Source organism: Noviluteimonas lactosilytica (assembly GCF_020866925.1).
Classification (GTDB): domain Bacteria; phylum Pseudomonadota; class Gammaproteobacteria; order Xanthomonadales; family Xanthomonadaceae; genus Noviluteimonas; species Noviluteimonas lactosilytica.
In genome coordinates this window covers 482,569-497,168 of record NZ_JAJGAK010000002.1, presented here as the reverse complement: position 1 = coordinate 497,168, position 14,600 = coordinate 482,569, and the positions used below count along the sequence as shown (strand labels likewise).

10 protein-coding genes are annotated in these 14,600 nt (G+C 67.7%); 2 read left to right on the top strand and 8 right to left on the bottom strand.

What is annotated here, in order from left to right:
- Positions 1-8 precede the first annotated feature (8 nt).
- On the top strand, positions 9-1,778 hold the full coding sequence (locus LK996_RS11495) for an esterase/lipase family protein (RefSeq protein ID WP_230527375.1): 1,770 nt from the start codon (positions 9-11) through the stop codon (positions 1,776-1,778).
- A 33-nt stretch (positions 1,779-1,811) separates the two neighbouring features.
- Here the strand turns inward: LK996_RS11495 and LK996_RS11490 are convergent, their stop codons facing one another.
- The 8 genes from LK996_RS11490 to LK996_RS11455 all read right to left on the bottom strand — a co-directional run bounded on the left by LK996_RS11490 (position 1,812) and on the right by LK996_RS11455 (position 12,945).
- The gene (locus LK996_RS11490; protein WP_230527373.1) at positions 1,812-2,201 is read right to left on the bottom strand and encodes a DoxX family protein; all 390 of its coding nucleotides are present in this window, start codon (positions 2,199-2,201) and stop codon (positions 1,812-1,814) included.
- Between the two features lie 31 nt (positions 2,202-2,232).
- Positions 2,233-2,934: a pirin family protein gene (locus tag LK996_RS11485; protein WP_230527372.1), complete on the bottom strand. Its 702-nt coding sequence runs from the start codon at positions 2,932-2,934 to the stop codon at positions 2,233-2,235.
- A gap of 98 nt (positions 2,935-3,032) precedes the next feature.
- The gene (locus LK996_RS11480) at positions 3,033-6,095 is read right to left on the bottom strand and encodes a sensor histidine kinase (protein WP_230527371.1); all 3,063 of its coding nucleotides are present in this window, start codon (positions 6,093-6,095) and stop codon (positions 3,033-3,035) included.
- Positions 6,096-6,204: 109 nt separating this feature from the next.
- Positions 6,205-8,199: a S9 family peptidase gene (locus LK996_RS11475; RefSeq protein ID WP_230527370.1), complete on the bottom strand. Its 1,995-nt coding sequence runs from the start codon at positions 8,197-8,199 to the stop codon at positions 6,205-6,207.
- A 207-nt stretch (positions 8,200-8,406) separates the two neighbouring features.
- Positions 8,407-9,240 carry a MurR/RpiR family transcriptional regulator gene (locus LK996_RS11470; RefSeq protein WP_230527565.1) on the bottom strand — a complete coding sequence of 278 codons (834 nt, stop codon included), beginning with the start codon at positions 9,238-9,240 and terminating at the stop codon, positions 8,407-8,409.
- 2 nt (positions 9,241-9,242) lie between these two features.
- Positions 9,243-10,340, bottom strand: coding sequence for a dipeptide epimerase (locus tag LK996_RS11465; protein ID WP_230527369.1), 1,098 nt, complete (start codon positions 10,338-10,340; stop codon positions 9,243-9,245).
- A 35-nt stretch (positions 10,341-10,375) separates the two neighbouring features.
- Complete coding sequence (locus LK996_RS11460; RefSeq protein ID WP_230527366.1) at positions 10,376-11,782, bottom strand: C40 family peptidase; 1,407 nt, start codon at positions 11,780-11,782, stop codon at positions 10,376-10,378.
- An 11-nt stretch (positions 11,783-11,793) separates the two neighbouring features.
- Positions 11,794-12,945, bottom strand: coding sequence for a DUF819 family protein (locus LK996_RS11455; protein WP_230527365.1), 1,152 nt, complete (start codon positions 12,943-12,945; stop codon positions 11,794-11,796).
- Positions 12,946-13,111: 166 nt separating this feature from the next.
- Between LK996_RS11455 and LK996_RS11450 the strand changes: the two genes are divergently transcribed.
- Complete coding sequence (locus LK996_RS11450; RefSeq protein WP_230527363.1) at positions 13,112-14,587, top strand: transglutaminase-like domain-containing protein; 1,476 nt, start codon at positions 13,112-13,114, stop codon at positions 14,585-14,587.
- The last annotated feature ends 13 nt before the right edge of the window (positions 14,588-14,600 follow it).

Sequence of the window (14,600 nt, the reverse complement as noted above, 5' to 3'; positions counted from 1 at the left end):
CGGCGCGCATGCGCGCGACGTTGGCGGCTCTCTGCATCGCGTCGATGCTCGTCGCGGGCTGCGCGAGCGTGGGCGCGCGCGAAGGCGAGATGCCGGGCGGCATCGCACTCGATGGCCTCGCGGTCGCCGATCATCTCTCGGATACGACGCACGAAGTCCTCTCGATGCTCGCCATCCAGGGCGACTGCGAACGCGAAGCCGCGGCCTGCGCACGCGCCGTGATCGAAACCCCGGGCACCGTGCGCGAAGCGACCCGCCTGCTCGCGGCGGCCGACCTGCTGCATCGCGGTTCGCAACGCGGCGTGCGCCCGGTGCAACTCGCGCTCGATTGCGCGCGCCACACCGAGCGTTATCTGTTCGCAGAAAACCTCGAAGGCCGCAAATCGGCGCTCGACGCGCGTTCGCAACTGGCATTGCGCCTGCACGATGCGTGCACGTCGAAGTTGGTGAACGAGGTTCCCTTCGACCGCGCCGAACCGATTCGCTGGCGCTGGCGCACCGACGACGCGCGTTTCCCACGCGCCGACGTGCAACGCGTGGTGCTCGCCGCGGGCGTGCGCACGCAGGGCCTGCGCACGCGGCAGGTCGACGACGGGCTCGGCGTGGCGGCGGTGGCGATCGGGCAAGCGAAGGGAATGCCGATGTTCCCACCGCAGCCGTTCGCACTGGCGATCAACGTGCGTTACGTGCGCGATGCAACGGGGGAGTCATTGGAAGTCACCGACGCCTCCAGCCACCAGCGCATCGACACTGCGCTCGGCCGCGTCGACCTCGCGCGCGACACGACCGCGGCCTACGCGCTGTCGGCGGCGCTGTTCGACGAGGAACTCAACGCATGGGGCGGCTTGCGTCGACCGGAGGCGATGGTCACGAGCGAACTGCGCCTGCTCGCGCCGATCGATGCGGAGAAGACGCCGCTGGTGCTCGTGCATGGGTTCGCGAGCAGCCCGGTCGCATGGGCCAACTTCGCGAACGAAGTGCTCGGCGATCCGGAACTCGCGGATCGCTACCAGGTGTGGCTCGCGCGCTACTGGACCGGGCCGCCGCTGCTCGCCAATCGCTACGCGCTCGCGCGCGGCATCGGCACGTTGCGCGACGCACACGTGTCAGGCGGCGGCGATCCGTCGCTGGTGATCGTCGGGCATTCGATGGGCGGCGTGCTCGCGCGGTTGCTCGTGACCGATCCGGGCATGGCGCTGTGGAATGCGACGTTCGCGAAGCCGCCGGGAGCGCTCGGCGTGTCGCCGGAAGACGAGGCGCTCGCGCAGGAAGTCTTCCTGTTCAAGCCGGTGCCGGACATCGACACCGTGGTGTTCATCTCCACGCCGCATGGCGGCAGCGAAGCCGCGGACGGTGTGGTGGCGCGTTTGCTGCGCGGCCTGGTTGAGAGTTCGGCGCAGGCCATCGGCTTGCTCAAGCGCATCGCCACCGGCGCGCCCGATGCGATCCAGCCGGCGTTGCAACCCGTGTTCGCCGCCGGGGGACCGAACAGCCTCGACACGTTGTCGCCGCGGAATCCCGTGCATCGCGCGGCGCGCGGATTGCCGATCGTACCGGGCGTGGAAGCGTGGTCGCTGATCGGCATCGTCGATCCCGATCATCCGGAACGCGGCGACGGTGTCGTGCCGCTCGAAAGCCAGGCGTGGCCCGGTGCGAAGGAAGTCCGCATCCGCGGCGACCATCACCTGCAGGCGGAGCCGGCCACGGTGGCCGCGCTCAAACGCATCCTGCTCGATCGCCTCGCCCGCATGCCGCCGCGCACTGGACCACGCGAGTGATCCGGTGCGCGACGTGCATCAACCGCGGTGCGATTACTTCGCCGTGGCGCGCGAGCGGTCGAACACCAGCAGCATGCCGCCGAAGATCGCGGTGTTCTTGAGGAACGCGGTGAGCTGATCGCTGAACTGCGCCGGCTCGGCCGACCAGAACGCATGGAACACCAGCGTCACCGGCACGAGGAAGATCGCGAGGCCCAGCGCGGCCCAACGGGCCTTCCAGCCGGTGATCAACATCGCGCCGCCGATCAGTTCGATCGCGATCGTCGCGACGAGCACGAGGTCGGGGAAGGGCAGGCCGTTGCTGCCGATCCAGCCGGACACGTAGGCGAACGCACCGATCTTGGTGATCGCGGAAACGAAGAACAACGCGCCGAGCAGTGCGCGGCCGATGGCAAGCAGGGGATTGCGGGTCGAAGCGGTCATGACGGGTCTCCAGTCGAAGTGGACGGACGGATCAAAGGGGAAGATCGAACAACAGGATTTCGGCGTCGTCGCCGTTCGCGAGCACGATCGATGCTTCGCTCGTGATCTTCAGTGCGTCGCCGGCCTGCAAACGCTGGCCGCCGACATCGAGGCTGCCGCGCGCGACATGCACGTACGCACCGCGTCCGGCTTGCAGCGCGTGTTCGACACGGTCCTCGCCATCGAGGATCGACGCGAACAACGACGCGTCCTGGTGGATCACCATCGAACCGTCGCGCCCGTCGGACGAACCGATGAGGCGCAGCACGCCGCGCTTCGACGCCGGGTCGAAGTGCTTCTCCTCGTAGCTCGGCGGCAGGCCGTTGCGATCCGGGAAGATCCAGATCTGCAGGAAGTGCACCGGCGACTCGGGCGAATGGTTGAACTCGCTGTGGCGCACGCCCGTGCCCGCGCTCATGCGCTGCACGTCGCCGTAACGCAGCACCGAGCCGTTGCCCATGCTGTCCTTGTGTTCCAGCGCGCCGTCGAGGACGTAGGAGAGGATCTCCATGTCCGCGTGCCCGTGCGTGCCGAAACCCTGGGCCGGGGCGACCCGGTCCTCGTTGATCACGCGCAGCGGGCCGAAACCCATGTGCCGCGGATCGCGGTAGTCGGCGAAGGAGAAGGTGTGGCGGGAGCTCAGCCAGCCGTGTTCGGCCCGGCCGCGCTCGCTGCTCTTGCGGAGTTCCTGCATGACGCGCTCCAGTAGGTGGGACTGGCGCGCACTCTAGATTGTTGCAGAGGCTAAATAAATAAACGCAAAAGCCACGTATCGTTGCACATACGCAACAATCATCCGCGGTCGTCGGAGGACGAGATCGTGGCCCGGCGCAGGGCCCAGTCCTTGAAGCGCCGCGCGGCGGTGACCGCATACGCCGTGCGTGCCGGCACCACGAGTTCGATCGCGGTGCCGCCGTCGGCGCCGGGTCCGATCGACAGCGCGCCCTGCACGCGTTCGGCGCGCTCGCGCATGCCGGCCAGGCCCCAGTGCCCGCGCAGTCCGCCGGCGCGCGCGACGGCCGGATCCATGCCGCGCCCGTTGTCGACCACGCGCAACACGAACCGATGGTGGTCGAACACCAACAGCAGCTCGATCCGGCTCGCATCGGAGTGGTTGAACGCGTTGAACAGCGCTTCGCGACCGAGTTGGTACAGGTCGTCCTGCACGATCGGATCGATGGTGCGCTCCACGCCCTGGATCGCGTGGCAGAACTGCCCCGGATAGCCTTCGGCGAACTGTTGCCCCGCGCGCACGAGGGCGACCGGCAGCGACGCCGACGACTCGGTCGAACGCCGCATGTTGCTCACGCGATCGCGGCCTTCGACCAGCATGTCGTCGGCGCGATCGAGCGCGCGATCGATCGCGGCGCGCAGCGGATTGTCGGCGGGGATCTGCACGCCGATCGCGTGGAAACGCAGGATCAACCCGTGCAGGCCCTGCAGCAGCGTGTCGTGCAACTCGCGGGCGATGCGCTCGCGCTCGTCGTGGCGTTCCTGCAAACGCGCGAGCATCTGCCGTTCCATCTGATGCAGGCGCAACAGGTACAACGCGCCGATCACCGCCGCGCCGAAGGCGAAGCACAGGAACAAAAACCAGCGCGCCTGCCAGAACGCCGGCGCGATCGACACGCGCATCGCCGCTTCCGGCCCGCCCCACGCTTGCCCGGGATGCGCGGCCTGCACATGGAAGACGTAATCGCCCGGCGGCACGCGCGAATACGCGGCTTCGCGCCGCGTGCCCGCGTCCTGCCACGCATCGTCGAACCCCGCGAGGCGATAGCGGAAGCGCACGCGTTCCGGCGCGGTGAGCGTCATCGCGGTGAACACGAACTCGAGGTGGTCGGTGCCGACGGGAAAGTCGGTGGCGCCCTTCGCGTCGATCGCCTCGTCGCGCGCGCGCACGGTGAGCAGGCGGGCTTCGGGATTCGGGCCCGGGGGGCGCAGTTTTTCGGGATCGACCCAGGCCAGGCCGGAGTCGGTGCCGAACCACAACACGCCGTCGCTCGCTTCCAACGCCGTGGAGTCGGTGGTGTTCATCTGCGGCGCGCCGGGCAGGCCGTCGCTTTCATCGAAACGTTGCGCGCGCACCGCATGCTTCGGATTGCGCAGCAGCGCGCGCATCTCGTCGACCGGGATGCGGATGAGGCTGCGCATCTCCGACAACCACACGTCGCCCGAATGCGTCGGCACGATGCCGCCCACGGCGCCCGGTTGCTGCGATCCGGCGAAGCGCACGCGATGGAAGCGCTTGCCGTCGAAGAGCGCGACGCCGAGTTCGCCGCCGACCCAGCGCTGCACCGCGTTGCCGCGGATCACTTTCACGCGGCCGATGTCGAGACCGTCCTCCGGCCCGTACGACGTGACGCGACCATGGTCGACGACGCGGATGCGATTCTCGGTGTAGCCAAACCATTGCACGCCCGCGCCGTCGTCCCAGCTCGCGCTCGGCACGCGCGACAACAGGCCCTGCGGCAAGCGTGCGGGCGACCATGCATCGCCGTCGACTTCCCACAGGCCGAGATCGTCGACGCCGAGCCAGAGACCGCGGCCATCGGATGCGTTGGCGAGATCCCAGATCCACGAGTTCGCGACTTCGCGCGGACCGGGCACGACATCCACGCGCTCGCCGCGTTGCCGATACAGCACGCCCAGGCCGCCCCACCAGGTCGTGCCGTCGCGCGTGCGCAACACGCTGCGCGCCTGCACGGGCTGGCTCGCTTCGAGGAACGGCGTGCGCGCGCCCGCGCGATGCGCGGCGTCGATGCGCACGAGCGGCGAGGTGAACATCCCCGCGACCCACACCGCGCCGTCTTCACCCGCGGCGATGGTGTTGCTCGTGTAGGCCTCGGGCAACGCGACCGGCACGACGGGATTGGAGCGGAAGCGATCGAGCCCGCGCGACGTGGCGACCCACACGTTGCCTTCGCGGTCCTCGAACATGTGGATGATGTTGTCGCTGGTGAGGCCGTCCTCGTCGGTGTAGGTGTCGGCGTTCTCGATCGTCGCGCCCAGCGCTTGCGCAGGATCGCGCACGCGGTACAGGCCGAAGTCGTTGCCGAGCCACAGCGCGCCGTCGCGATCGAACATGACTTCGACGAAGGGCGGGCGCATCGCCGCGCGATCGAACACCGGCGGCCCCGACACCGGCACGCGCAACATGCCGCCGTCGCACGACACCCAGACCGTCGCGTGCGCGTCGGCGACCATCTCCACCGGTTCGCATGGGACGTCGGCGAGCTTGGCGAAGCGCGTCGCGCGCGGGGGCAACAGCAACACTTCGCGCCCGACGACCGCGACCAAGCCGCGCGGCAACGCGATGAGCTGACGGACGCGATCGTTCGGCACGCCCCACGCGTCGTCCAGCGATACCCAGCGCGTGCCGTTCCATTGCGCGATGCCTTCGTGCGTGCCGGCGAACAGGCGACCGTCGAGCGCCGTCCGGATGGAATACACCTGCGTCTTCGGAATCTGGTCCGGCCGCGTGTAGAGCGTCAGGCGGCCATCGCGGATGAAGCCCAGGCCCGAGGGACGGAACGACACCCACAATCCGCCATCGGCGGTCGCATGCAGCGCGTAGGAGTTGTGCGACGGCACCTGCACGTCGTTGGTCGGTTCGAAGCGCTGGAAGCGAATGCCGTCGAACCAATACAGGCCCTGCGTGCTGCCGACCCACAGGAAACCGTCGCGGGTCTGCGCGATCGCGCTGATCTGGCTCGGTGCGCCCTGCGCACGCGTCCACGCGGTGTGGTGGAACTGGTGCAGGCCGCGATCGGTGTCGAGCGCGCGTGCGTCGGGCGCCGCGAGCATCGCCAGCGAGGCCACCAACAACGCGGGAATCCATCGGCGCAGGTCCATGCGCGAATGCTAGCGCGGCGACGCGGTCGGCGAATGGCTCGATCGAGGGAGGTGCCCGCCGGGCAACAATCCCTCCCCCGCGAACGGGGGGAGGGCGTGGGGCGCAGCGTTACTCGCCCAACAGGTGCTGCTGCCAGAACAGCATCGTGGCCGCGCCGAAGTAGTCGGCGTTCGCCTTCTTCTGGAAACCGTGTCCTTCGTCGTTGAACAGCAGGTACCACACCGGCTGTCCGTTGCCGCGCACGGCTTTCACGATCTGCTCGGCTTCGGTGTACGGCACGCGCGGGTCGTTCTTGCCCTGGGCCACGAACAAGCGCGACGCGATGCGTTCGGGATGGCGGGCCGGCGAGATGCGCGCGAACACTTCCTGCATTTCCGGCGTGCGCTCGTCGCCGTATTCGGCGCGGCGCAGGTCGCGGCGATAGCTCTCGGTGTTGGTCAGGAACGTGGTGAAGTCGGAGATGCCGACGATGTCCACGCCCGCGCGGATGCGATCGCTGTAGTGCATCAGCGAGGCGAGCACCATGTAGCCGCCGTAGCTGCCGCCGTACACGCCGATGCGCGAGGCGTCGAGTTCGGGTTGCTTCGCGATCCAGTCGAGCAGCGCGCCGATGTCCTTGACCGAATCCTCGCGCAGCGCCGCGTTGTCGAGCGAGAGGTACGTCTTGCCGTAGCCGGTCGAGCCGCGCACGTTCGGCACCAGCATCGCCACGCCGAGTTCGTTGGCGAGGAACTGCGCGGTCGGGCTGAAGGTCGGCAGCGACTGGCCTTCCGGACCGCCGTGGATGTTGATGATCACCGGGAGCTTCCTGCCCTTCGGTGCGTTGGCGGGGCGGTAGTAGAACGCCGGGATCGTGCGCTGCTTGCCGTCGACCTGGTCGAAGGTCGAATAGCGCACCAGCGTCGGCGCCACGAATTTCGACGAATCGAGGCCGCCGACTTCGCTCTGCGTCCAGCGTTCGAGCTGCTTGCCAGCGAGGTCGATGACGTACGTATCGCTAGGCGACGTCGCGCTGTTGAGCGTGAGCGCCAGGCGCTTGCCGTCGGGCGAGAACTCGAAGCCGCCGATCACGCCGATCGGCAGGTCGGGGATCGCGACTTCCTTGTGCGAGGGCAGCGCGAGCACGTGCAGCTTGCTGATGCCGTCTTCGTTCGTCACGTACGCGAGGTGCTTGTCGTCGTCTGCGATGGTGAAGCCATCGACGTCCCACGGAATCGCGCGCGTCAGGATCTCGAGCTTGCCGCTCGCCGGTTCGTGCCAGCGCAGCGTCTGGAATTCCTGCGGCTGGCCCTGGATCGGTTCGTCGGACACGAAGTACACCGACTTGCCGTCGCCGGCGAACGCGAAGCCGCCGAACGACGCCTTGCCGCCGTCGACCGGGAACATCTCGAGCTTGCCGTCCTCGAGGTTCACCGCGCCCGGATACGACTCGGCCGCGGACACGTAACGCGAGACCAGCAATTCCTTGTTGTCGGGCGAGAAATCCATCGCGCCCCAGCTGCCGCCCTCGGTCACCACCGTCTTCGTTTCGCCGGTCGCCACGTTGCGCACGTAGATGTCGCGGTCGGTGCCGTTGCGACCCGTGCCCGCGTACGCCATCAGCGTGCCGTCGGGCGAGAACACCGCGCCGCCGTTCTGCGAACGCTTGCCGTCGGTGAGCATCGTCGTGTTGCGTGTGCCGAAGTCGAACCAGTACAGCTGCGAGAACTCGTCGCCGCCCTTGTCCTTCGAGAAGACGAAGCCGTTGGCTTTCGCTTTGGCCGGCGCCGCGGCGACGCCGCCGACCGGTTCCGGATAGAAGGTAAGCTGCTCGCGCGCGCCGAGCGGCTTGCACACGCGATGCACCTGCGAAGTCTCGGCGAAGCGCGTGTTGATCAGCACGCAGCCTTCGCGCGTCCAGCCCGCGAGACCCGCGCCGCGCGTGTTCTGGTAGCGACTGAGCTTCTCGAGCAGCTCCGCCGGGATGGCGGGGATGTTCTCGCTGACGCGATTGCCGACTTCCTCGCGTTGCACCGCGGCGGGCTTGGTCGAAGCAGGTTCGGCAGCGAAGGCCTGGGCACAGGCGAACGTCAGGACTGCGACAGGCAGTGTGCGGCGCAACATAAGGGAGGCTCCCCGCGGATGAAGGCCCGACTTTAGCGCGGGGAGGTGAGGAGAGGGCGTCGGCCGGAAGTCATGGCAGGGCAGAAGCGGGAAACGGGAAACAAAGAGCGGGAAACGGGAGGTTACTGTCCGCTCCGGCTTGCAGGTCCGTCGGCCGAAGTGAGCGCCTCTCTCCCGTTTCCCGCTCTTCGTTTCCCGTTTCCCTTCTCAGCCTTCCGGCAGCGACTTGTTGCGCTCGAGATTCGCCTGCAACGTCGCCAGTCGATCCCCGCGCCCTTCGCACAGCAGCACGAACATGCGATCGAGCAGATGCTGCACGCCGGATTGGTACAGCAGCGGCGCGACGTGCGGGCGGTCGTCGTGGCCGGCGATCAGCAACGCGATATCGGCGTGCGCACGCAGCGGGTTCGACGTGTGCCGCGTGACGCTCACGACCTTGCCCTGGCGTTCGCGCATGCTGCGGGCGAGCTGGCACAGCGCGGGTTGCTTGCCTTGTTCGCTGATCGCGAGCATGACGTCGCCGGCGCGGCACGAGGCGATGCTCGCGCCGAGGTGCGCGTAGTCGAAGTGGTGCAGGGCGGTGACGCCGAGCAACGTGAGTCGATAGGTGAACGCACGCGCGATCGCGCTGTCTTCCGCCGCGCCGAACAGCAGCACGCGGTTGGCGCGGCCGATCAGCGAGGCGACGTACTCGATCGCCGACGGCGGGTTGATCGCGCGCGTTTCCGCTTCGGCTTCGCTCTTGCGCCGCCACAGGTCGCCGGACACGAGTTCCGGCATTTCCTCGGTCGCGGGCACGATGGCGCCGCGTTCGGGCGTCATCGCTTCGGCGATCGAATACTTGAGGTCGGGGTAGCCGCGATAGCCGAGCTTCTGGCTGAACTTCACCACGCTCGACTGGCTGATGCCGAGCGCGGCCGCGAGCTGCTGCGACGAGTAGTCGCGCAGCAGCTGGGCGTTGTCCAGGATGAAGTCGGCGATCCGCCGCTCGATCGCGGACATCTGTTCGCGCTCGGCGCGGATCTTCGACAGCGGTTTCATGGTCACGCGGTCAACGGTTCCAGGCCGTTGATGCGGCGGATGCCGAGGCCCGGCGCGTCGGTGATCGTGATCTCCGATTCGTTGAAGATCACGCCGCCTTCGACGGGATTGAACTGGCTGAGCGACGGGCCGTCGAGGTCGACCTTGGTGATCGCGTCGGCCTTGGCGACCGCAAGATGCACTGCGGCGGCGACGCTGATCGAGGATTCCAGCATGCAACCGATCATGCACTCGATGCCGTGCAACGACGCGATGTCGGCCATGCGGATCGCGTTGGAGATGCCGCCGGTCTTCATCAGCTTGATGTTGATGATGTCGGCCGCGCGCATGCGGATCAGCTCGATGACCTGCGCCGGGCCGAACACGCTTTCGTCCGCCATGATCGGCGTGTGCACGCGCTCCGTGACGTAGCGCATGCCTTCCAGGTCGGTGGCCTTGACGGGCTGTTCGACGAGTTCGAGCACGATGCCCGCGTCTTCCATCGCGTTGATCGCGTGCACGGCCTGCTTCGCGGTCCAGCCCTGGTTGGCGTCGAGGCGGAGCAGGGCGCGGTTCTCGACCGCGGCGTAGATCGCCTTGGCGCGTTCGATGTCGACGCCGATTTCCTTGCCGACCTTGATCTTCAGCGAATCGAAACCGCGATCCACCGCCGCCAGCGAGTCGGCGACCATCTTGTCGATCGTGTCGACGCTGATGGTGATGTCGGTGGTGATGACCGGATCGCCGCCGCCGAGCACGCGATAGAGCGGCGCATCGAACGACTGCGCGAACAGGTCGTACAGCGCGATCTCCACCGCCGCCTTCGCGCTCGTGTTGCGTTCCATCGACGTCTGCACGAGGCGCGTGAGGCGGTTGAGGTCGGCGACGTCCTGGCCGATCAGGCGCGGCGCGATGTAGTTCCTGATCGCGTCGACGATCGAGCCATGCGTGTCGCCGGTGATCACGGCCGTCGCGGGCGCTTCCCCGTAACCGACGTGGCCGGTGTCGGTGTGCATCATCACGACGACGTCCTCCACCTTGTCGACCGTGCGCAGCGCGGTCTTGAACGGCGTCTTCAGCGGCACGCGCAGCATGCCGAACTCGATGCGGGTGATCTTCATGCGGAAGCGGCTCCGGCTTCGAAACTTGGGATGGATCAGTCCTGGGTCGCGACGCGGACGACGCTGGTCATGCGGTCCACGTAGCGGTGATCTTCGTCGTACATCAGCGGCAGCAGCGGCGTCACCGAGACGCCGTTGAGGTGCAGCGAGCGCAGTTTTCCGTCGGGCGCGCGCATCGTGCCGCCGTTGGTGTCGTGGATGACGAACGGCTGGTCGCCGATCCAGCCGATCACCATCATCACGTGGCCGGGGATGTAGACCAGGTCGCCGGGTTGCAGCGCCTCGACCGCGGCCTCGCGTTGCTCGCGCGTGCTCTTGTCGTCGAACAGCGTCTTGTGCAGCGACGGGCTCTTCGACTGGTCGCGCGTGTTGCGCGGCAACAGCACGCCCATGCTCGCGTAGATCTCGGACACGAAGCCGCTGCAGTCGCGCGCTTCGTAGTCGTGGCCCCAGCCATAGCGTTCGCCGAGGAACTTGAAGGCCTGGCGGATGATGTTGGCGTGGGTCAGCGGAAGCGGCGCGGCCGACGTGTCGGAGATGTCCTGCACGAGCGCGGGCGCGATGCGCAGCGCGCCGTCGGCTTCGCGGATCGGGAGTTGCACGACGTGCGAGGAGTACGGGTGCTGGCCGTTGACGATCTGGTCGGGCGGCACGGCGGCGAGCGGCAGGCGCGTGCCCATGTCGAGCAGCACGTCGGACGCCTGCGGCAGGTTCGGCGTGTAGGTCGTGCGCACCTTCGCGCCGGTCACGAGGCGATAGGGCGCCGCGTCGGCGAAGCCGAGGACGACGTCGCGCGCGCCTTCGGCGAGATGCTTGCGTTCCACCCAGGCGCGATAACGCTGGCTCACGACGAACGCCCACTGGCCGTCGCGGCTTTCATGCACGATCGCGACCGGCACGCCGGGGAACAGCGCGCTTTCCTGGAAGCGGTCGATGTCGGTGTCTTCGTTGTTCGAGAACACGCGCAGGGTCGTGGGGAACGTGCGCAGCGCGGCGCGGCTCACGACGAGCGCGTAGCGCGGCGTCGTGTCGGCGGCGATCCTGTCGAGCGCGAGCGCATCGACGAGGCCGTCGAGCGTGGCGGCGGGGACTTCCTTGTGCTGCTCATCGTACAGCGTGCGTGTCGGGCGTTCCGACAGATCGGTGATCCATTCGCGCACCGTGGCCTGCGGAATCGAGGCGGGCAGGGCGACGTCGTGGATGGTCGGGTCCTGCGCGCGCATCTTCGTGTTGGCGGCGCCGATCGCCGCCGCGTCGAGCAGCACGCGATTGGCATCCGTGCCCAGCTTCGACACCCAGAACTGCGGATCGAGCTGCGCGGCTTCGACGCCGACGACGCCGCTCGGCGGGCGCACCAGCTGCACCGGCTCGCGTGCGTACGCAGTGGACAGGACGAGCGCCAGCGCCGAGGCCAGCACGAACATGTTCGAACGGATGCGCATCTGCATTCTCCTCAAGGCGCCAGCGCTGCGAGCACTTGCGCCATGACCAAACCAAAACCCGTCCCGAGGATATAGCCGAGCAACGCAAGCAGGATGCCGACCGGGACGAGCGCGGGCGAATAGGAAGCGGCGAGCACCGGCGTCGCGGCGACACCGCCGACGTGCGCGAGCGACGCGATGCCGCAGAGGTACAAATCGAAACGGAACAGCTTCGCCAGCAGCGCGAGCAGCGCCGCATGGATGAGCAGGATCGACAGCCCGCACGCGATGTACCACGGCGCCGCGCCGATGCCTTCGAAATTGCTCTGCGAGGCGAGGATCGCGACGATGAAGATCAGCAGCGCGCTGGCGATCTTCGACGCGCCGGGGAAGCGCGCGAGCGGTGTGTGCGCGGCGACGAGGCCCAGGCCCGTCGCGATCATGATCGTGTATGAGGTCGCGCTGACGTATTGCGATTCGGGCAGCATCCCGGCGATCCAGCGCGAGGCGACGCCCGCGCCGAGCGCAAGGCCGAGCCACAGCAGGACCGCATCCGGCGTGATCGCGCCTTTCGCTTCGGGCACGGCCGCGATGATGTCGGCGCTCGACTTCGCACGCGTCCAGCGATCGAAGGCCGGCGCCAGGCGCCCGACCGAGAACAGCACCGCCACCCACACCGAATAGCAGAGCGCATCGGTCAGCAGTGCGAGCGCAATCGATTGCTCCGACAGCCCCGCGCCCTGCGCGACCGCGATCAGGTTCGCCGATCCGCCGACCCAGCTGCCGCTCAACGCGGCGAGCGGTTCCCACTTGGTGAGCGCGGGCAGGGCGTTGCGGAACAGCAGGTACGTGGTCGCGAACGCAATGAACAGGCACACCGTCGTGCTGAAGAACACCGCCAGCACGCGCGGCCCGAGCGCGAGGATCGCCCGCAGGTCGCAATGGATCATCAACAGGAACAGCATCGCCGGCAGGATCTGCGCGATCAGCGTCTTCTGCGCGGCCTGGATCTCGCCCTGCACGTGCCACGCGCCTGCGACCGACAGCGCGGTGACCAGCAGGTAGACCATGACGATCGGCGGCATGACGGAGAACACGCGCCATTGCGTGCGCCGCTCGAGCATGGGGAACAGCCCGGCGATCCCGAGCATCAGCGCGAGGTAGGGCCACACCGTCTGGATCATCCGGTTCCCCCGTCGCCCCGGGATCGGGGGCGGTCGGAATATATATTCATCGAAGCGGCCGGGGGAAGAATAATTTATTGACCGGCCATCACGGAGATGTTACAGAAGCATTTCGCAGCTCTCTCGCAGGGGTCGTGTGCGCTTGGACAAGGTCGGAGCCATCGCGATGTCCACTCCGCTCCACGTGCGTTCGCGCATGTGGATGCCCCTGCTGTCCCTCGCGATCGCCGGGTGCCTCGCCGCCGGCGCGGTCGCCGCCTTCGATCCGCCGCCCGCACCGCCCGCCATCGTGGCGATGGTCGATCGCGGCGACTTCAAGGCCGCGAACGCGGCGATCGACGAAGCGCTGAAGCAAAACCCCGACGCCGCGACGCAACGCGCACTCGATTACGAACGCGAGCGCATGCGCCGCATCCGCCTGGACTTCCCGCACGACGAAGCGAAGATCCGCGCGGACGTGAAGAAGCAGATCCCCGACCTGCGCGACGACGAGTTCGCGAAATGGGATGCGGCGAACCAGCTCGAACACATGACCATCGACGGTGAGAAGCGCTACTTCCAGCGCGCCGTCGGCAATCTCTGGCGCCTGAGCCCCGAAGCGGTCGCGCGCCGCACGGAGCCGCCGAAGCGCAACGACAACCCGCTCGAGAAGCTGCACCCGCACCACCAGCTCGCGCGCAAGACCGCGCTCGAGACGGGCAAGTCGAGCGTGCTGCCGCAGCGCGTGCGCATCACCCAGTCGCTGACCGTCAATGCCGACGCGGTGCCCGCGGGCGAGGCGATCGATGCGTGGATCCCGTTCCCGCGCCACATCCCCGGCCACCAGGACGACATCGAGCTCGTATCGACGACGCCCGCGAAGAACACCCTCGCGCCCGAATCCGCGCTGATGCGCACCGTGCACCTGCAGGACAAGGCCGAAGGCGGCAAGCCGACGCGCTTCGACGTCACCTACGAAGTCACGCTCTCCACGCAGTACCACGCGATCGATCCTGCGAAGGTCGTGCCGCTCACCGACGCGCAACGCACCGAGCTCGCGCCGTTCCTGGGCGAGGAAGCGCCGCATATCGTCTTCACCGATGCGATGAAGCAGTTGTCGCGACAGACCGTCGGCGACGAAAAGAACCCGTACGCCATCGCACGCAAGCTGTTCGCGCTTGTCGACGCCAACTATCCGTGGGCGGGCGCACGCGAATACTCGACGCTTTCCAACATCCCCGACTACGTGCTGCATGCGCGCCACGCCGATTGCGGCCAGCAGACGCTGCTGTTGATGACGCTGCTGCGCCTCAACGGGATTCCCGCGCGCTGGCAGTCGGGAATGATGTTCTCGGACACGGACTACTGGAACCTGCACGACTGGGGCCAGGTGTACATCGCACCTTATGGATGGGTGCCCATGGACGTGACGTTCGGCCGTCTCGCCGGCGATCCGGATGTGGAATGGTTCTACCTCGGTGGGCTCGATCGTTATCGCGTGGCGTTCAACGACGCATGGGGCACGCAGTTCGAACCCGCCAAGACGCACTTCCGCTCCGACAACGTCGACTCGCAGCGCGGCGAAGCGGAATGGCGGGGCGGCAACCTGTATTTCGACCAGTTCGACTACGACTTCGAATGGAACGTCGTTCCAGCCAAATAGCCGGGAGGGGCAA